An 18,550-nucleotide genomic window follows, 5' to 3' on the forward strand; every position below is an offset into this window, starting at 1 on the left:
CTCCACCTCGTGGGGTGAGTGACGGGGCTCGAACCCGCGACACCCAGGATCACAACCTGGTGCTCTACCAGCTGAGCTACACCCACCACGTCTCCCGGACGGCCGCTCGTCGGCGGATCGTCCGGGGAACCGGCACCACGATACCGGAGACCCTCAGGCGTCCGACGCGGCCGGGGGTCCCTGCGGGGGCACGCCGGCGTCCTCGGCGGCGAACAGCTCGGCGAAGGACGCCGTGACCGTCGCGGCGGCCGCCTGCGCCTGGGACGTCGAGGGGCCCGGGCCGTCGACGAACAACGTCCGCCGGTAGTACGCCAGCTCGCGCACCGACTCGATGATGTCGGCCAGCGCGCGGTGGGCCAGCCCCTTCTGCGGCTGGGCGAAGTAGACCCGCGGGAACCAGCGGCGGGCCAGCTCCTTGATCGAGGAGACGTCGATCATCCGGTAGTGCAGGTGGTCGTCGAGCTCGGGCATGTCGCGGGCGAGGAAGCCGCGGTCGGTGCCGATCGAGTTGCCGCACAGCGGCGCCGTCCGCCGCTCGGGCACGAACCGCCTCAGGTAGGCCAGCAGCTGCTGCTCGGCCTCGGCGACGGTGAGCGTCGAGGCCCGCACCGCCTCGGTGAGGCCGGACTTGGCGTGCATCTCGGTCACGACGTCGGCCATGGTCTCGAGCGCGTCGTCGTCGGCGGAGATGACCAGGTCCAGGCCGGGGTCGAGGACGTTGAGCTCGGAGTCGGTGACCAGCACCGCGACCTCGATGAGCTTGTCCCGGGTGAGGTCCAGCCCGGTCATCTCGCAGTCGATCCAGACCAGGTGTCCCGCGCTGTCCGCCACGGGTTCCGACCCTACGTCGACCCCCAGGCGGCCGCCCGCACGGCAGGCAATACGGAACCCGCCACTCCCGTACCGCTCGGAAGCCGGGATCGTGCCCTGCGCGCCGCTAGGCTCCGCCGGACCGCCCCGAGCCCAGGAGTACCGCCGTGCCCCACGCCGCCCCCGTCGTCGACCGCGCGGCTCCGCCGGCCCCTGGCTCGGTGAGGGCCGCGGTCGCCCACCCGGTCGCGACCCTCCGGTGGCTGTGGCCGGCCTACGTCACGCCGGGCCGCCCCGGCCGCCCGACGACCCAGCAGGAGCTGCGCTGGATCTACACGGCCTGGCTGGGCGCCTTCCTGCTGAAGATGCTCGGCTCGTCGTGGGACGTCTCCTGGCACTTCCGGTGGCTGCGCGACGACCTCGCCCCGCCGCACCTGCTCAACTCCGCGGGCACCGTCGTCGTCGTCGCGCTCGTCCTCTTCTCCAGCTACACCGGCTACGGCGTCGACCGCCGGGCGCTGCGGCTGATGCAGGTGGGCACTGCGCTGTTCCTGGTCGCCGTCCCGGTCGACATCGTCAACCACCGGCTCAACGGGCTGGACATCACCAGCTGGAGCCCCAGCCACGCGCTGCTGTACATCGGGACGGCCGTGATGCTGGCGGGGGCGCTGCGCGGCTGGTGGCTGTACGCCGCGCCCGGCCGGGTGCGGGACGCCGTCGCGCTGGGCCTGTGGCTGTTCTTCGCGGAGAACGTGCTGTTCCCCAACCAGCACCAGGAGTACGGCGTCCTCTCGTTGCGGGCCTACGAGGCCGGCCGGACGACGGCCGAGCCGCAGCTGCTGGACTTCGCCGTCGCCCAGGCGCAGAGCCCGACGTCGTTCATGCTGCCGGTGCCGGCGTGGGTGCACCCGGCCTGGCTGCTGTGCGCCGGGCTTGTGACGCTCGTCGTCGTCCGGCGGGTCACCGGCCTGCGCTGGGCGGCCACGACGGTCGCGGCCGTCTACCTGGCCTACCGCGCCGCGATGTGGCTGGGCCTGGTGGCGATCGGCTTCCCGCCCTCGGTGCTGCCGCTGGCGCTGCTCGCCGGCGCGGTCGCCGTCGACCTCGCCGGAACCTGCCGGCTGCCCGGCTGGCTGGCCGGCCCGCTGCTCGCCGGGGTCACCTACCTGGCCGGCGCGGGGCTCGACGCGGTCGGCGCCCTGCCCCCGTGGGACTGGCGCCCGGAGGTCGTCGTCGCCACGGCGCTGGTGGCCACCCTGCTGTGGGCGCTGCTCGACGCGGTGGCCCGGAGCCGGTCGCTGGCCGCCTGGTGCGTGCCGCTCGACGAGCACGGGGAGCACGGCGCGCCGACCCGCTGAGCGTCCCGGACCGGCCCGTCACATGACGTAGCGTCGAGGCAGCCCCTCCCGGTGACCGCGCGACGACGCCGTCCCACCGGCCCTGCTCCCCGCCCCCGGAGGACCGACGTGCTCGCCCTGACCCCCCGGCCGCTGCAGACGGCGGGGGAGCGTGCGCTCTTCGCCGAACTGACCCGCTGGGACACCGGCGGCGCGGTCCGGGGTGCGGTCATGGCCTCCCTGCCGGTCCTCGACGGGCCGGTGGGCCGCCGGATCTCCGACGCGGTGCTCTTCGTGCCGGAGGGGCTGGCCGTCGTCCGCATCGCTGAGGTGCCCCGGCAGCGTGGCGTGGTCACCGCGCTGCCCGAGGGCTCGTGGACGGTCGGCCCCGAGGCCGGCCGCCCGGGCGAGGTGCTGCAGCTCTCCGGCGGCGGGTCCACCCCCCTGGACGGGCTGATGCGTGCCGGCATGGACACCGCCGTGCGGCTGCGCCGCGCAGGCCTCGAGCCCGGCCGGATCGCCCGCCTCACCGTGCTGGTCGGCGACCTCACCGGCCTGGTGCCCGCGGACGGCGACCTCGGCGAGGGTGACCAGGTCGCGCTGCTCGAGCCCCGCTCGCTGCTGCTGGGCATCGCCCGCTCGTCGCGCTACACCGGCGTGGCCAACCCCCGGCTGTGGACGACGGCCGACGTGCGCGCCGCGCTCGAGGCGCTCGAGCTCGACGGCCGGGTGCCCACCACCCAGGAGCTCAACGGCGAGGGCTTCCCGTACTCGCCCTACGTGCTCCGCACGCCCGAGCTGCTCGCCCCCGCCGCGATGGCGGCGGCGGTGTCGGGCGCCGAGCACCCGGTCCCGCCGGCGCCGCGCCACCCGGCACCGCACGCCGCCGCGCCGGAGCCCCCGCGCCCGCTGGTCGACCCCGCGGCGGCCGCGGCCGTGGCCGCCGCCGCGATCCGCGCGGACGAGGCGGCTGCCCGTGCCGCCGCCCCGGCCTGCACGCGCGCCCAGGACCTCGCCGTGGCGCCCGCGATCCCGGCGCCGGCCGCCGTGCCGTCCGGGGTCTCCGCGCCCCCCGTGCCGGCCGCCGTGCCGTCCGGGGCCTCCGCGCCCCCCGCGCCGGTGCCGGCCGCACGGGACACCCTGGTCGGGCCCACGGTCGGCCTCCGCGAGGAGTCCGGCGGCCTGGGCGGGTTGTTCGCCGCCGCCGAGCCGGATCCCCCTCAGTCGGTCGCCGTCGCGCCGGTCGCCGTCCCGCCGGTCGCCGTCGCGCCGGTCGCTCCCGAGCCGGCCGCCGCGTCGCCGGTCCACGTCGAGCCCCGCCCCGCCCCCTCCGCTGCCCGGTCCACCGGTGTCCCGCTCGTGGGACCGCGCCGGCGCTCGTGGCGGCGGACAGCGCTGCTGGCGGCGGTGGGCCTGCTGCTCGTCGTCCTCCTCGTGGTGGGCCTGACCTCGCTGTCCGGTGGCGACGACGGGGCGGCCGCCGACGCCTCGCCGGCCGGCGACGGGCAGGCCGTGGCCCTCGCCGACGCCGCGACGGGGCCGCAGCCCGGGCAGATCGAGACGGTGGACGGCCGCACCTTCGTCGCCCAGCGGGTCCAGACCGACCCCACCTGTGTCGGGAACAGCTACGGCGCGGTGGCGGACTTCTTCACCGCCACCGACTGCGCCGGTCTGGCGCGGGCGCTGTACTCGACCGAGGTCGGCGGCCGGCCGGTCGTCGTCTCGGTGTCGGTGGCCGACATGGGCGGAGCCGACGGGGCCCGGGCGCTGCGCACGCTCGCCGACCAGAACGGCAGCGGCAACGTGAGCGACCTGCTGCGCGAGGGCGTCCGCTACCCGGGTGGCCCCGAGCGGCTCTCCGGTGCGCAGTACGCCAGCGCCGTCTCCGGCAGCGCCGTGACAGTCGTCGAGACCGCCTGGGCGGGCACCGGGTCGACCGGGTCGACCGCCGACCTCGACGTCGTCGCCTCGAACGCGCTGGTGCTGCCGATGCCGCAGCCCACGGCCGGCTGATCGGCGACCTCCGCGACGATCAGCTGAGCTGACCGTTGCGGGTCCTGGCTCACGCCCAGTGGTGAGCCAGGACCCGCGATGACCAGCTCACCTGATCATCGGGGACGGCTCACGCGGTCGCGGCGGCCTCGGCCATGGCGGCGAGCAGCGCGGCCGTCCGTCGGCGGGGCAGCCGGCCGGCGCTGTGCGGGGTCGAGTTGACCAGCCCGAACACGGCGTGCGCGCGCACCCGGTTCGTGGCGGCGTCGGACTCCGGGTGCACCCGCCCCAGGACGTCGACCCACACCTCGACGTACCGGCGCTGCAGCCGGCGCACCTGCGCGGCCTCCTCGGCGGACAGCGAGCCGAGGTCGCGGTCGTGCACGGTGATCAGCGCGGGGTTGTCCAGCGCGAAGTCGACCTGGAAGGCGATGAGTGTGCGCAGCTGGGCCATCGGGTCGTCCCCGGTGGCGGCCACGCGGGAGGTGCCGCCCTCCAGCAGCCGCTCGCTGATGCGCAGCAGCATCTCGGCCAGCATCGCGTCCTTGCTGGCGAAGTGCCGGTAGATCGCCGGGCCGGTCACGCCGACCGCGGCGCCGACGTCGTCCACCCCCACAGCCCGCGAGCCGCGCTCGGCGAACAGCTGCGCGGCGGCCCGCAGGATCTGCTCGCGGCGCGACGGCCGGGCCGCGTCCGCGTGCAGCGCGGTGTTGGTGTCCGTCACGGCGGGGATGTTAACGGTCGTTGACCCCGTTCGTGAACCACCGTTAACATCCCCGCCGTGGACGCCCCCGTGCTGGCCGGCAGGCCGACGACCGACGGCGCGGCCGCCGCGCGCAACGCCGAGGCCCACGCCGCGCTCGCCACCGACCTGGCGGCGCAGCTGCGCCGGGTCGCCGAGGGCGGCGGTGAGCGGGCCCGCGAGCGGCACACCGCGCGGGGCAAGCTGCTGCCGCGCGAGCGGGTCGACGCGCTGCTCGACCCGGGCAGCCCGTTCCTCGAGCTCTCGCCGCTGGCCGCGCACGGCATGTACGGCGGCGAGGCGCCGGCCGCCGGGATCATCACCGGCATCGGCCGGGTCGCCGGCCGCGAGGTCGTCGTCGTCGCCAACGACGCGACCGTCAAGGGCGGCACCTACTACCCGATGACGGTGAAGAAGCACCTGCGGGCGCAGGAGGTGGCGCTGCACAACCGGCTGCCCTGCGTCTACCTGGTCGACTCCGGCGGCGCCTTCCTGCCGATGCAGGACGAGGTCTTCCCCGACCGCGAGCACTTCGGCCGGATCTTCTACAACCAGGCCACCATGTCGAAGGCCGGCATCCCGCAGATCGCCGCCGTCCTCGGCTCGTGCACCGCCGGCGGGGCCTACGTGCCGGCGATGAGCGACGAGGCGGTCATCGTCCGCGAGCAGGGCACGATCTTCCTCGGCGGCCCGCCGCTGGTCCGGGCGGCGACCGGCGAGGTCGTGACAGCCGAGGAGCTCGGCGGGGGAGACCTGCACAGCCGGGTCAGCGGGGTCACCGACCACCTGGCCGAGGACGACGCGCACGCGCTGCAACTGGTCCGCCAGATCGTCGGCACCCTCGGCCCGCGCGCGCCCCGGCCGTGGGACGTCGAACCGGTCGAGGAGCCGCTGCACCCGCCGGAGTCGGTCTACGACGTGGTGCCGCCCGACCCGCGCACGCCCTACGACGTCCGCGAGGTCATCGCCCGGCTGGTCGACGGCAGCCGCTTCGCCGAGTTCAAGCCGCTGTACGGGCAGACGCTGGTCACCGGCTTCGCCCGCCTGCACGGCCACCCGGTCGGCATCGTCGCCAACAACGGCGTGCTGTTCGCCGAGTCCGCGCTCAAGGGCGCGCACTTCATCGAGCTATGCGACCGGCGCAGCACCCCGCTGCTGTTCCTGCAGAACATCTCCGGGTTCATGGTCGGCCGCGACTACGAGGCCGGTGGCATCGCCAAGCACGGCGCCAAGATGGTCACCGCCGTCGCCTGCGCCCGCGTCCCCAAGCTGACCGTCGTCGTCGGCGGCTCGTTCGGCGCCGGCAACTACTCGATGTGCGGCCGGGCCTACTCGCCCCGGTTCCTGTTCACCTGGCCCAACTCCCGCATCTCGGTCATGGGTGGGGAGCAGGCCGCCTCGGTGCTCGCCCAGGTGCGCCGCGACGGCCTCGAGGCCCGCGGCGAGGAGTGGCCGGCCGAGGACGAGGAGGCGTTCAAGAAGCCGATCCGCGACCAGTACGAGACCCAGGGCCACCCGTACTACGCGACCGCCCGGCTGTGGGACGACGGCGTCCTCGACCCCGCCCGGACCCGCACCGTCCTCGGTCTGGCCCTGTCCGCCTGCGCGAATGCCCCGTTGGAGGAGGTTGGCTATGGCGTCTTCCGGATGTAGCCGCTCACGCCCCCGCGACCGGTGGCGCCGTGGGGTCGGCGGCCTCGGCGGTGACCTCGCGGAGCACGTAGTCCTCGATCGTCTCGAGGTCGTGGGTGGAGCGCTTCACGATGGTGAGCAGGTCGCTCATCTTGCTGACCTCCTCGATCTGCTCCTTGATGAACCACTGCATGAACTGGTCCGAGGCGAAGTCGCTCTCCCGCCGCGCGACGCCGATCAGCGCGTTGATCTGCTCGGTGACCCGCTTCTCCTGCTCCAGGGCCAGGGCCACGGGGGCGACGACGTCGGCGAACTCGTTGACCGGGGCGGGGATGCCCGGGATGCGCACGGGCGCGTCGGAGTCCAGCAGGTACTTGACCATCATCATCGCGTGCTCGCGCTCCTCGAGCGCCTGGTCGAAGAAGAGCTGCGCCGTCCGCGGCATGGTCAGCTCGTCGAAGTAGACGGCGCACGCCACGTACTGCTGGTGGGCGGCGAACTCGTTGCCGATCTGCGTGTTCAGCAGCTCGACGAAGGCAGGGGCGGCCATCGGGTCTCCCGGACGTGTGAGGTGGCGTTCACCGGACGCTATCCGGTGACACGCCGGTGCCCGTGGACCGCCCAAGAAGGCGAGGCTAACCTCACCGCGTGGCCAAGTCCGGGCGCATGCCGAAGAAGAAGTGCTGCGAGGACAAGCCGCGCTGCAAGCGGTGCCCCCTGCGCGCCCTCGCCGAGGGGACGCTGCCGCCGGGCTACACGGTCAAGAAGCGCCGCCTGGTCAAGCTGGACAAGGCCGGCAAGGTGCTCGCGAAGAGCACCCGCAAGGCGGCCTGACCGCACCCCCGGCGGGGGGTGTTGAGCCGTGTTCGACACCGTCCTGGTCGCCAACCGCGGCGAGATCTCCGTCCGGGTGGTCCGCACGCTGCGGGCGATGGGCATCCGCTCGGTCGCCGTGTACAGCGCGGCGGACGCCGGCGCGCGGCACGTCCGCGAGGCCGACGTCGCCGTCCCGATCGGTCCGTCGCCCGCGGCGCAGAGCTACCTGTCGATCGAGCGGGTGCTCGACGCCGCTGCCCGCACCGGCGCCCAGGCGGTGCACCCCGGCTACGGCTTCCTGTCGGAGAACGTCGAGTTCGCCCGCGCCTGCGAGAAGGCCGGGGTCGTCTTCATCGGCCCGCCGGTGGCCGCGATCGAGGCCATGGGCGACAAGATCCGCGCCAAGCAGACGGTGATGGCCGCCGGCGTCCCCGTCGTCCCCGGGCGGACCGAGCCGGGCATGTCGGACGACGAGGTCGCGGCGGCCGCGGTCGAGGTCGGCTTCCCCGTGCTGCTCAAACCCAGCGCGGGCGGCGGCGGCAAGGGCATGCGGGTGGTGCGGGCCGAGGCCGAGCTGCGCGACGCGATCGCGGCCGCCCGGCGCGAGGCCCGCGGCTCCTTCGGCGACGACACCCTGCTCGTCGAGCGCTACGTCGGCTCCGCGCGGCACGTCGAGGTGCAGGTGCTCGGCGACGCGCACGGCACCGTCGTCCACCTCGGCGAGCGGGAGTGCAGCCTGCAGCGCCGGCACCAGAAGGTCATCGAGGAGGCGCCGTCCCCGCTGCTGGACGCCCCCACCCGCGCCGCGATGGGCACCGCTGCCGTGGAGGCCGCCCGGGCCGTGGGCTACACCGGCGCCGGCACCGTGGAGTTCATCGTCGACGCCGAGCGGCCGACCGACTTCTTCTTCCTCGAGATGAACACCCGGCTGCAGGTCGAGCACCCGGTCACCGAGCTGGTCACCGGCCTGGACCTGGTCGAGCTGCAGGTGCGGGTCGCCGCGGGGCAGCCGTTGCCGTTCACCCAGGACGACGTCCGCCTCGACGGGCACGCCATCGAGGCACGGCTCTACGCCGAGGACCCGGCCCGCGGCTTCCTCCCGCAGACCGGCACCGTGCTCGGCCTGCGCGAGCCGGCCGGGCCGGGGGTGCGCCTGGACAGCTCGCTGGCCGTGGGTTCGGTCGTCGGCACGGACTACGACCCGATGCTGGCCAAGGTGGTCGCCTGGGGCCCGGACCGGGACACCGCCCGCGCCCGCCTGGTCGGCGCGCTCGGGCACACCGCCGTCCTCGGGGTGCCGACCAACACCGCGTTCCTCCGGGCCCTGCTCACCGACCCCGACGTGGTCGCCGGGCGGCTCGACACCGGGCTCATCGAGCGCCGCGGCGACGCGCTGACCGCCGCCGAGCCGGTGCCGCCGTCCGCGTACGCGGCCGCCGCGCTGTACGAGCTGCTCGAGGACGAGCCGACCGGTCCGGTCGTCGACCGCTGGGACGTCCCCGACGGCTGGCGGCTGGGCGAGCCGGCCTGGACGGTGCGCCGGCTGCAGGCCGCCGGCGGTGACCCGGTGACCGTGCGGGTGCGGGGCCGGGCGGCCGACGCCGAGATCCGGGTCGGGGACGTCGACCCGGTGCGCGCCTCGGCGTCGAGGGACGGCGACGAGCTGACCGTGACCCTCGGCGGCGTCACCGCGCGGTACGCCGTCGTCCACTCCGGCGGGGAGCTGTGGCTGGCCGCCGACGGCCGGGTGACCGCGCTGCGCGAGCACGAGCGGCTGCACGCCGCCGCCGAGGGCGCGGCCGGGGACGGCGCCGTCACCGCACCCATGCCCGGGACGGTGACGCTGGTGCAGGCCGCGGTCGGCGACCGGGTCGAGGCCGGGGCGCCGCTGCTGGTGGTCGAGGCGATGAAGATGGAGCACGTGCTGACCGCACCCCTCGCGGGGACGGTCACCGAGCTCGGCGTGACGGCCGGCCAACAGGTCCGGCTCGACGAGCGGGTGGCCGTGGTGATCCCACCGGCCACCTCCCCTGAGCAGGAGACGTGATGCTGGACTACCGGCTCGACGAGGAGACCGAGGCGCTGCGCAAGGTCGTGCGCGAGTTCTCGCACGACGTGATCGCACCGCAGATCGGCGCGTTCTACGAGGCCGACGAGTTCCCCACCGCGATCGTGCGGCAGATGGGTGAGCTGGGCCTGTTCGGCCTGCCCTTCCCCGAGGAGTACGGCGGGTCGGGCGGCACCTACTTCACCCTCTGCGTCGCGCTCGAGGAGCTGGCGCGGGTCGACTCGTCGGTGGCGATCACCCTCGAGGCCGGCGTCTCGCTGGGCGCGATGCCGATCTACCGGTTCGGCACCGAGGAGCAGAAGCAGCAGTGGCTGCCGCGGCTGTGCAGCGGCGAGGCGCTGGCCGCCTTCGGGCTGACCGAGCCCGGTGGCGGCTCGGACGCCGGCGCGACCCGCACCACCGCGCGCCTGGAGGACGGCCACTGGGTGGTCAACGGGTCGAAGGCGTTCATCACCAACTCGGGCACCGACCTGACGGAGCTGGTCACCGTCACCGCGGTCACCGGCACCCGTCCCGACGGCGGCAAGGAGATCTCGGCGATCGCGATCCCCTCGGGGACGCCGGGCTTCAGCGTGGGAAAGCGGTACTCCAAGGTCGGCTGGAACGCCTCGGACACCCGGGAGCTCTCGTTCACCGACTGCCGGGTGCCGGCGGAGAACCTGGTGGGGGAGCACGGCCGCGGCTACGCGCAGTTCCTCTCCATCCTCGGCGAGGGTCGGATCGCGATCTCCGCGCTGGCCGTCGGGCTGGCGCAGGGGTGCGTCGACGAGTCCGTGAAGTACGCGGCGCAGCGGGAGGCGTTCGGGCAGCCGATCGGCCGCAACCAGGCGATCCAGTTCATGATCGCCGACATGGAGGTGCGCGCCTCCACCGCGCGGCTGGCCTACTACCGGGCCGCCGAGAAGATGCTGCGCGGCGAGCCGTACGGGCGCGAGGCCTCCATCGCCAAGCTGTACAGCTCCGAGGCCGCGATGGACAACGCCCGTTACGCCACCCAGGTGCACGGCGGCTACGGGTTCATGAACGAGTTCCCGGTCGGCCGCTTCTACCGGGACGCGAAGATCCTGGAGATCGGCGAGGGCACCAGCGAGGTGCAGCGGATGCTCATCGCCCGCGACCTCGGCGTCGGCTGAGGAAGGACCACCCTCCCCCACGCCTCGCAGACTCAGGCGGAGGGCCCCTGAAGGGTGGCCGCTGTCCCGTCGAGATCGCCGGTCCCGCACGCTCCGGACCCCGGAGCCGTGCGAGATCGGCGATCTCACCGGGTCACGTCGGGAGCCGCTCGGCACCGCGCAGCGACGGGCGGTCCCGCGGCCGGTCCGAGGGCTATGGTGCGCGGGCGCCCGAGCCCAGGGCAGCCCGATTCCACGGGGACGACGGAGCCGCGCATGTGCACGGAGCACACCGGCAGGGTGGCGCAGCAGCACCGCGACGGGACCGGGGCCGGGTTCTCCCGGCGGACAGCGCTGGTGGGTGGAGCGGCCGCGGCCGTGACCGCCGCGCTGACCGGAACGGCTCGGGCCGAGGACCGGACAACCAGAGGTCCGAACTGGGGCAGACGCGGCCTGTGCGACCTCACGCACCCGTTGACCACGAGCCTGCCGATGTTCCTGCCGACCGAGACGCCGTCGCGCCGCACCGCCGTGACGATCGAGCAGAACGGCTACTACCAGCAGGAGTGGCGCGTCTTCGAGCACACCGGCACCCACGTCGACGCGCCGGGACACTTCACGCCGGGCGGTCGCCTCGCGCCCGAGCTGCGGATCGACGAGCTCGTTACGCCCGCCGTCGTCATCGACATCAGCACGCGCGCCGCGGACGACCCCGACACCGTCGTGACGATCGACGACGTCCGCGCGCACGAGGAGCGCCACGGCCGCATCCCGGACGACGCCGCCGTCCTCATGGACTCCGGCTGGGGCAGCCGGATCGGCGATCCGGAGGCCTACCGCGGCGCGGACGCGGCGGGGACGCTGCACTTCCCCGGCTTCGGTCCGGACACCTGCGAGTGGCTGCTGGCACACCGGCGCATCCGCAGCCTCGGTGTCGACACGCTCAGCCTCGACCCGGGCGTGTCCACGACCTTCGACACCCACCTCCTGCTCAGCGGCGCCGACCGCTACGGGATGGAGAACCTCGCCCACCTCGACCGCCTCCCACCCACGGGCGCGACGATCGCGGTCGGCCTCATCCCGTTCGAGGAGGGGTCGGGCGGTCCCGCGCGCGTCTTCGCCTCCTGGTGAACCTCGGGGTGGCCCGGCAGCACGCGCCCCGTCAGGTCGGGAGCCGCTCCTCCGCGATCCGGCGGGCCAGCCGCTCCAGCAGCGGGCCGGCCTCGGTCATGCAGCGGTCGGGGTCGGGCTCGAGGTCGGTGAGGGCGTGCGCGGCGTCGATGCCGGCCGCCCGCAGCGCCGCGTCGTCCAGCTCCCGGCGCCCGCACACCGCCACCACCGCGGGGACGCCGGCCGTGCGGGCCCGGCGGGCGACGCCGACCGGCGCCTTGCCACGCAGGCTCTGCCCGTCGAGGGACCCCTCACCGACGACGACCAGGTCGGCGCCGGCCGCCAGCCGCTCGAAGCCGAGCAGGTCCAGCAGCAGGTCGATGCCCGGCCGCAGCTGCGCCCCGAGGACGGCGAGCGCCGCGAACCCGACCCCGCCGGCGGCGCCCGCGCCCGGCTCGTCCCGCAGGTCGTGGTCGGTGGCCTCGGCGACCGCGTCGGCCAGCCGGGCCAGGCAGCCGTCGAGGAAGGCGACGTCGTCGGGGTCGGCGCCCTTCTGCGGGCCGTAGACCGCGGCCGCGCCCGAGGGGCCGGTCAGCGGGTTGTCGACGTCGCAGGCCACGACGACCTCGGCACCGCACAGCGCGGCGGCGACCCCGCCGACGTCCACGCGGGCCAGCCGCTCGAGTCCGGCACCGCCAGGCCCCACCGGTGCGCCGTCCGCGTCGAGCAGTTGGGCGCCGAGGGCCTGCAGCAGCCCGGCGCCGCCGTCGGTGGTGGCGCTGCCGCCGATGCCCAGGACCACCCGGCGGGCGCCCCCGGCCAGCGCCGCGGCGACCAGCTCCCCGGTGCCGCGGCTGGTGGCGGTGCGGGGCGCGAACCGGCCCCCGGGCAGCCGACCCAGCCCCGAGACGTCGGCCATCTCGACGACGGCGACGTCGCCGAGCCGGGCGTAGGCGGTCTCCACCGGCTCGCCGGTCGGGCCGGACGCGGTCACCGGGACCGCCTCGTAGCCCGCGGCGAGCGCGGCGGCGAGCGTGCCGTCACCGCCGTCCGCGACGGGCAGCCGGCTCACCGCCACGTCCGGCCGCCCGGCGGTGAGCCCGCGCGCGACCGCGTCGGCCACCTCCGTCGCGGTCAGCGATCCCTTGAACTTGTCCGGGGCGACGAGGACGCGAGGCACTCGGCGATCCTGTCAGGCCGTGACGTCGACCAGCACCTTGCCGACGGCACCGTCCTCGACCGCGCGGTGCGCCTGCGCGGTCTCGGCCAGCGGGAAGATGTGCAGCGGCAGGCCGGCGTCCTCACCGACCCGCACCGCGCCGTCCAGGACGGCGGCGTTGACGTCCTCCACGGCGATCGCCTTGGCGCGGTCGGGCTCGGTGTAGACGAGGACGAACTGCCAGCGCGCGTTGGCGTTCATCTGGGCGCGGACCGGCACGGTGACCTCCGCGCCGCCGTCGTCGGCGTACATGGCCACCGCCCCGTGCAGGCCGATCACCTGAGCGTCGACGGCGGCGTTGGTCGCGGCGGAGACCTCGACGATCGCGTCCACGCCCTTCGGCGCGACCTTGCGCACCTCGGCCACGACGTCCTGCCGGCGGTAGTCCACGACGTGCGAGGCGCCGGCCGCGGCGGCCAGTTGCGCCTTGCGCGGGCTGCTGACCGTGGCGATCACCGTCGCGTCGGCCCAGCGGGCCAGCTGGATGGCGGCGTTGCCGACCGCGCCGGCCCCGCCCTGCACGAGGACGGTGTGCCCGGTCAGGGCGCCCGGCCCGAGCCGGTCGGGCAGCGACTCGGCGACGGTCAGGCAGCGGTGCGCCGTGAGGAACGGGATGCCCAGCGCCGCGCCGAGCTCGAAGGAGGGCCCGGCGCCCAGCAGCACCACCTGCCGCGCCGGGACGACGGTGTACTCGGCCGCCGTCCCGTGCGGGCGCTGCCAGGCCGCCTCCCAGACCCACACCCGCTCGCCGACCAGCACCGGGTCCACACCCTCGCCGACGGCGTCGACCGTGCCCGAGCCGTCCTGGTCGGGCACCTGGCCGTCGGCAGCGGGTGGGGCGGTGCGCCGGCGCTTCCAGTCGGTCGGGTTGACGCCCGAGAAGGTCAGCCGCACCCGCACCTCGCCCGGGCCGGGCTCGGGGTCCGGGCGCTCCACCAGCTGCAGGACGTCGGGGTCGCCGTTCTCGGTGTAGACGATGGCTCGCACGGAACCGTCCTACCCGGTCAGGCTCAGCCCCGCGCGGCGGCTCAGGCCAGGTTGAGCTGCCAGGAGACGCCGAAGCGGTCGTTCACCCAGCCGAACCGGCGGCTGAAGCCGTGGTCGCCGAGCTCCATCAGCACGGCACCCCCCTCGGACAGGCCCGCGAACAGCCGGTCCTGCTCCTCCTCCGACGCCGTCTCGACCCAGATCGAGAAGGACGGCGTGAAGGTGAAGTCGTGGACCGGCGGGCTGTCGAAGCAGCGGAAGACCTGCCCGGCGATCGAGAGGCTGGCGCCCTGCACCGTGCCCTCGACGCCGGCACCGTCGGCCCCCCACCGGGTGAGCTCGAGGACGCGCGCGTCGTCGAACAGCGACGTGTAGAGGTCGAGCGCGGGCCCCGCGTCGCCCTGGAACATGAGGAACGGCAACACCTGCTTCGGCATGGCGATCACCGTAGGGGGAGCTGCTGACAGGAGCGCTCAGCCCAGTCGGTCGGCGACCGCGGCCAGGTGGTCGTCGACCACCCGGGAGACGGGGTCGCCTCCGGTGGCGACGACGAGCACGACCACCTCGTCGGAGCGCACCAGCCGGGTCTCGCGGACAGACGCATCCGGTCCGGGGACCTCGGTGCGGATCCGGACGCCGGTCCAGCCAGATCCCGCCCAGTCGTCCACCGACCGGACGACCCGGCCACCCGGTCCGGCATCGGGGGACGGTGGTGCCGACGCGCAGTCCGGCGCCTCCGCCTCCGCCTGGGCGAGGATGGCCGCGGCGACCATCGGCACCGACGTCGCCCAGGCGTACAGGTGCAGGGTCACCTCCCCGGAGCTGTGGCCGGCGGCCACCGGCTCCCCGAGCGCGGGGTCGAGCCGCGGTGCCGGGGTGCCCGGCGCGGTGGTGCACAGCTGCCAGGGCGGCGGCGGTGCGTCGACCCGTCGGGAGCCGGGGAGCTCCCCCGACAGCGCCGTCTCGAGGTCGGGCGGGCCGCCGGGGGACGCGGTCCCCGCCACGGTCGAGGTGCAGGCGCCCAGCACGACGGCGACCGCGGCTCCGGCCCACCCCGCTGTCGCCGTCCGCATCGCCGTCCCCCTCCCGGCAGGCGCTACCCCTGCGGCGCAGGTGGCACGCGGACCGCGTCTCGCGTTGCCGGTCGCGGTCCCGGCTGTTGGGGTTGCGGGGTGCTCGTCCCGCGCTCCGGCGTCCTGCCCTCGCCGGTGCGCCGGACCCTGCTGTACCGGCAGGCCACCGGGCACCTGCCGCCGCTGCTGGGGCCGCGCACCTTCACCGAGAAGCTCAACTGGCGGATCACCCTCGACCGTCGCGAGCTGCTCGCGCCCACCTGCGACAAGCTGGCGATGAAGGAGCACGCCAGCCGGCTGGCGCCCGGCCTGGTGCGGGTCCCCGAGACGCTGTGGTCGGGCACGGACGTCGGCGAGCTGGTGGACGTCGACCTGCCCGCGCACTGGGTGCTCAAGCCCAACCACTCCTGCATCCGCCGGCTGTTCGGCCGAGGCCCGGCCGACGTCGCCGAGCTGCGCCGGCGCACCGCGGGCTGGGTGGGGGAGCGGTACTGGCGCAAGAGCGAGGAGTGGGCCTACCGGCGGGCGCGGCCGTGCCTGCTGGTCGAGGAGTTCGTCGGTCTCCCGGGCGTGGTGCCGGCCGACCTCAAGGTGCTCGTCGTCGGCGGCGAGCCCCGTCTGGTGGAGCTGCACACCGGCCGGGACGGGGATCACCGCGCCCGGCTCTACTCGCCGGAGTGGGGGCCGCTGCCCTGGACCATCGGCTACCGGCCCGGTCCGGACGCCGACCCGCCCGAGCGGCTCGACGACCTGCTCAAGGCCGCCACCGCGCTGGCCGACGGCTTCGACATGCTGCGGATCGACTGCTACGAGGCGGACGGCGAGCTGTGGTTCGGCGAGCTCACCCCGTACCCGGGCGCGGGGCTGTCCCCGCTGGAGCCCGACCTCGACGCCTGGCTAGGCGACGCCTGGACGCGCCCGCCGCTGCGGCACACCCGCGGCTGAGCCCGGCGAGTTCGGCGATCTCGCACGGCTGTGCGTCCGGGAGCGTGCCAGATCGGCGATCTCGCCGCTTCACACCGGGGTGATCGACAGGTCCAGCGCGCGGCGGCCCTCCTCCGAGCGGGCGGTCGCCAGCCGCTCCGCCGACGGGGTGCCGTACTCCGTCGTCCGCTGCCGGGCCGGGCGGCCGATCGCGGCGGCGATGGACTCCAGCTCGGCGATGGTCTTCGACGAGCCGTTCTCGCTGCCGGCCATCCGGCTGATCGTCTCCTCCATCAGCGTGCCGCCGAGGTCGTTGGCGCCGCCCTGCAGCACCGCCCGCGTGCCGACGTCCCCGAGCTTCACCCACGAGGTCTGGACGTTCGGGATGCGCCCGTGCAGCAGCAGCCGGGCGACGGCGTGCACCGCGCGGTTCTCCCGCACCGTCGGTCCCGGGCGGGCGACGCCGGCGAGGTAGATCGGCGAGCTGTGGTGCACGAAGGGCAGCAGCACGAACTCGGTGAAGCCGCCGGTCTCGTCCTGCACCCGCGCCAGCGTGCGCAGGTGCGCCACCCAGTGGGCCGGGGTGTCCACGTGGCCGTACATCATCGTCGACGTCGTCGGGATCCCCACCCGGTGTGCCGTGGTGATGATCTCGATCCACGTGGCGGTGGGCAGCTTGCCCTTGGTGAGCACCCAGCGGACGTCGTCGTCGAGGATCTCCGCCGCGGTGCCGGGCACGGAGTCGAGCCCCGCTTCGCGAGCCGCCGTCAGGAAGTCGGCGAACGACAGTCCGGTGCGGGCCGCGCCGTTGACGATCTCCATGGGGGAGAAGGCGTGCAGGTGGATGCCGGGCTGCCGGCGCTTCACCTCGCGGGCGAGGTCGAGGTAGGCGGTGCCGGGCAGGTCGGGGTGGATGCCGCCCTGCATGCAGATCTCGGTCGCGCCGGCGGCCCAGGCCCGGTTCACGCGGGCGCCGACCTCCTCCAGCGAGAGCGTGTACGCGTCGGCGTCGGTGCGCCGCTGGGCGAACGCGCAGAACCGGCAGCCGGTGTAGCAGACGTTGGTGAAGTTGACGTTCCGGTTGACAACGTAGGTGACGTCGTCGCCGACCGTGTCCCGGCGGACGGCGTCGGCCAGCCCGCACAGCGCGTCGAGGTCGGTGCCGTCGGCGCCCAGCAGCGCGAGGTACTCGGCGTCGGTCAGCCCGGCCGGGTCGCTCTCGGCCGACCGGAGGGCGGCGTGCACCGCGGGGTCCCCGGCGGACAGAGCGGTGGACCCCGCCGACCGGGCCGACTCGGTGCGGGAGCGGAGTTCGGCCCAGTCGCCGTAGACGGCGTCGAAGTCGCTGCGCCGGTCGGCGGTGCGCCCGGTGGTGTCCACCTCGACGTGCAGGTCGGTCCGCCCGGACGACGTCCACGCCGCGTCGGGTTCCTGCCACGGCAGCCCGGCGGGGGTGCGCCCCTCCACCGCGAGCCCGTCCGGGCCGGCCAGTGCGGCGACGTGCGGGCGCACCCGCGGGTCCAGCCATGGCTCAGGGGAGAGCACGTACGGCGGCTGGGCGGCCAGCCGCTCGCGCAGCTCGAACCCGGCCTCGGCCGACAGGACGGCCAGCTTGTCGATGTTGGGCCAGGGCCGCTCGGGGTTGACGTGGTCCGGGGTCAGCGGGCTGACGCCGCCCCAGTCGTCGACCCCGGCGCGCAGCAGCAGGCCCAGCTCGGTGGAGTCGCTCAGGTTCGGCGGGGCCTGCACCCGCGCCTTCGGGCCCAGCAGCAGCCGGGTGACGGCGACAGCGGCGACGTACTCCTGCAGCGCCAGGTCGTCGTGGGCGGCCATCGCCGTCCGCGGCTTGGCCCGGAAGTTCTGGACGATGACCTCCTGCACGTGCCCGTGCCGCTGCGCGGACGCCCGGATCGCGGCGACGGCGTCCACCCGCTCGGCGTAGCTCTCGCCGATGCCCAGCAGCACGCCGGTGGTGAACGGGACGGCGGAGCGGCCGGCGTCCTCGAGCACGCGCAGCCGGACGGCGGGCTCCTTGTCGGGGCTGCCGAAGTGCGGGCCGCCGCGCTCGGACCACAGCCGGATGGCCGTGGTCTCGAGCATCATGCCCATCGAGGCGGAGACGGGCTTGAGCCGCTGGATCTCCTCCCAGCTCAGCACCCCGGGGTTGAGGTGCGGCAGCAGCCCGGTCTCCTCCAGCACCCGGATCGCCATCGCCCGGAGGTAGGCCAGGGTGGAGTCGAAGCCGTGGGCTTCCAGCCACTCACGCGCGACCGGCCAGCGGTCCTCCGGGCGGTCGCCGAGGGTGAACAGCGCCTCCTTGCAGCCGAGCGCCGCGCCGGCCCGGGCGACCTCGAGCACCTCGTCGGGGGAGAGGAACGGCGCCTTCCCCTGTGCCCGCAGCTGCCCGGGCGTGGTCACGAACGTGCAGTAGTGGCAACGGTCGCGGCACAGGTGGGTGAGCGGGATGAACACCTTGCGGCTGTAGGTGACCACACCGGGACGCCCGGCGGAGGCCAGCCCCGCGTCGCGGACCCGGCCGGCCGCGGTCAGCAGCCGGTCCAGCGGCTCACCCTCGCCCAGGCCGCGGGCGTGCAGCAGCGTCTCGGCCTCGACGGCGTCCAGGGTCACCCCGCGCTCGGCCCGGGCCAGCGCGCGGCGGACGGCGGACTCCGACGGGTTCAGCGGCTCGGTCATCGCGCCCGACGCTAGTAGAAGGACCCCGCTGCCG

The 18,550-nt window shown here is 75.1% G+C and carries 16 protein-coding genes and 1 tRNA gene; 8 read left to right on the plus strand and 9 right to left on the minus strand.

All coding sequences use genetic code 11. The features are described 5' to 3' along the window. Positions 1 to 10: 10 nt before the first annotated feature. Together BLW63_RS18955 and orn are read right to left on the minus strand one after the other, a co-directional pair. Positions 11 to 86 (minus strand) — tRNA-His (locus BLW63_RS18955). Between the two features lie 67 nt (positions 87 to 153). Beyond that, positions 154 to 831: an oligoribonuclease gene (orn, locus tag BLW63_RS18960; RefSeq protein WP_091159727.1), complete on the minus strand. Its 678-nt coding sequence runs from the start codon at positions 829 to 831 to the stop codon at positions 154 to 156. Positions 832 to 977: 146 nt separating this feature from the next. On the opposite strand from orn, the gene BLW63_RS18965 reads away from it, so the two are divergent. Then, positions 978 to 2,168: a hypothetical protein gene (locus tag BLW63_RS18965; RefSeq protein WP_091159729.1), complete on the plus strand. Its 1,191-nt coding sequence runs from the start codon at positions 978 to 980 to the stop codon at positions 2,166 to 2,168. Positions 2,169 to 2,276: 108 nt separating this feature from the next. Further along, positions 2,277 to 4,160, plus strand: coding sequence for a hypothetical protein (locus tag BLW63_RS18970; protein ID WP_091159732.1), 1,884 nt, complete (start codon positions 2,277 to 2,279; stop codon positions 4,158 to 4,160). 109 nt (positions 4,161 to 4,269) lie between these two features. On the opposite strand, the gene BLW63_RS18975 is transcribed toward BLW63_RS18970, so the two are convergent. Continuing rightward, positions 4,270 to 4,863 carry an SACE_7040 family transcriptional regulator gene (locus tag BLW63_RS18975; protein WP_091159734.1) on the minus strand — a complete coding sequence of 198 codons (594 nt, stop codon included), beginning with the start codon at positions 4,861 to 4,863 and terminating at the stop codon, positions 4,270 to 4,272. 57 nt (positions 4,864 to 4,920) lie between these two features. Between BLW63_RS18975 and BLW63_RS18980 the strand changes: the two genes are divergently transcribed. Continuing rightward, positions 4,921 to 6,534 carry a carboxyl transferase domain-containing protein gene (locus BLW63_RS18980; RefSeq protein WP_091159736.1) on the plus strand — a complete coding sequence of 538 codons (1,614 nt, stop codon included), beginning with the start codon at positions 4,921 to 4,923 and terminating at the stop codon, positions 6,532 to 6,534. A gap of 4 nt (positions 6,535 to 6,538) precedes the next feature. Here the strand turns inward: BLW63_RS18980 and BLW63_RS18985 are convergent, their stop codons facing one another. Further along, complete coding sequence (locus BLW63_RS18985; protein ID WP_091159739.1) at positions 6,539 to 7,063, minus strand: ferritin; 525 nt, start codon at positions 7,061 to 7,063, stop codon at positions 6,539 to 6,541. A gap of 98 nt (positions 7,064 to 7,161) precedes the next feature. Between BLW63_RS18985 and BLW63_RS18990 the strand changes: the two genes are divergently transcribed. From BLW63_RS18990 to BLW63_RS19005, 4 genes are all read left to right on the plus strand, one after another. Next, positions 7,162 to 7,347, plus strand: coding sequence for a hypothetical protein (locus BLW63_RS18990; RefSeq protein WP_091159741.1), 186 nt, complete (start codon positions 7,162 to 7,164; stop codon positions 7,345 to 7,347). A 28-nt stretch (positions 7,348 to 7,375) separates the two neighbouring features. Continuing rightward, a complete protein-coding gene (locus BLW63_RS18995; protein ID WP_091159743.1) occupies positions 7,376 to 9,376 on the plus strand; it encodes an acetyl/propionyl/methylcrotonyl-CoA carboxylase subunit alpha in 2,001 nt (666 codons plus the stop codon). Beyond that, on the plus strand, positions 9,376 to 10,530 hold the full coding sequence (locus tag BLW63_RS19000) for an acyl-CoA dehydrogenase family protein (protein WP_091159746.1): 1,155 nt from the start codon (positions 9,376 to 9,378) through the stop codon (positions 10,528 to 10,530). Before BLW63_RS18995 ends, BLW63_RS19000 begins: the two co-directional genes overlap by 1 nt. A gap of 255 nt (positions 10,531 to 10,785) precedes the next feature. After that, positions 10,786 to 11,640 (plus strand): cyclase family protein, encoded by an 855-nt coding sequence (locus tag BLW63_RS19005; RefSeq protein WP_091159749.1) that lies wholly within the window; start codon positions 10,786 to 10,788, stop codon positions 11,638 to 11,640. A 31-nt stretch (positions 11,641 to 11,671) separates the two neighbouring features. Here the strand turns inward: BLW63_RS19005 and BLW63_RS19010 are convergent, their stop codons facing one another. The 4 genes from BLW63_RS19010 to BLW63_RS26980 are packed head-to-tail and all read right to left on the minus strand — an operon-like array spanning position 11,672 to position 14,898. Beyond that, positions 11,672 to 12,799 (minus strand): glycerate kinase, encoded by a 1,128-nt coding sequence (locus BLW63_RS19010; RefSeq protein WP_091159751.1) that lies wholly within the window; start codon positions 12,797 to 12,799, stop codon positions 11,672 to 11,674. Positions 12,800 to 12,811: 12 nt separating this feature from the next. Next, entirely contained in the window at positions 12,812 to 13,825 is a 1,014-nt protein-coding gene (locus BLW63_RS19015; RefSeq protein WP_091159754.1) for an NADPH:quinone reductase, read from the minus strand. Between the two features lie 41 nt (positions 13,826 to 13,866). Beyond that, the gene (locus BLW63_RS19020; protein WP_091159945.1) at positions 13,867 to 14,262 is read right to left on the minus strand and encodes a VOC family protein; all 396 of its coding nucleotides are present in this window, start codon (positions 14,260 to 14,262) and stop codon (positions 13,867 to 13,869) included. A 36-nt stretch (positions 14,263 to 14,298) separates the two neighbouring features. Next, complete coding sequence (locus BLW63_RS26980) at positions 14,299 to 14,898, minus strand: hypothetical protein (protein WP_170856859.1); 600 nt, start codon at positions 14,896 to 14,898, stop codon at positions 14,299 to 14,301. 99 nt (positions 14,899 to 14,997) lie between these two features. Between BLW63_RS26980 and BLW63_RS26985 the strand changes: the two genes are divergently transcribed. Continuing rightward, positions 14,998 to 15,843: an ATP-grasp fold amidoligase family protein gene (locus BLW63_RS26985; RefSeq protein WP_170856860.1), complete on the plus strand. Its 846-nt coding sequence runs from the start codon at positions 14,998 to 15,000 to the stop codon at positions 15,841 to 15,843. 69 nt (positions 15,844 to 15,912) lie between these two features. Here BLW63_RS26985 and BLW63_RS19030 read toward each other — a convergent pair whose 3' ends face one another. Continuing rightward, positions 15,913 to 18,516, minus strand: coding sequence for a bifunctional FO biosynthesis protein CofGH (locus tag BLW63_RS19030; RefSeq protein ID WP_091159759.1), 2,604 nt, complete (start codon positions 18,514 to 18,516; stop codon positions 15,913 to 15,915). Positions 18,517 to 18,550: the final 34 nt, after the last annotated feature.

The sequence above is a fragment of the Geodermatophilus africanus genome (genome assembly GCF_900107105.1).
GTDB lineage: Bacteria > Actinomycetota > Actinomycetes > Mycobacteriales > Geodermatophilaceae > Geodermatophilus > Geodermatophilus africanus.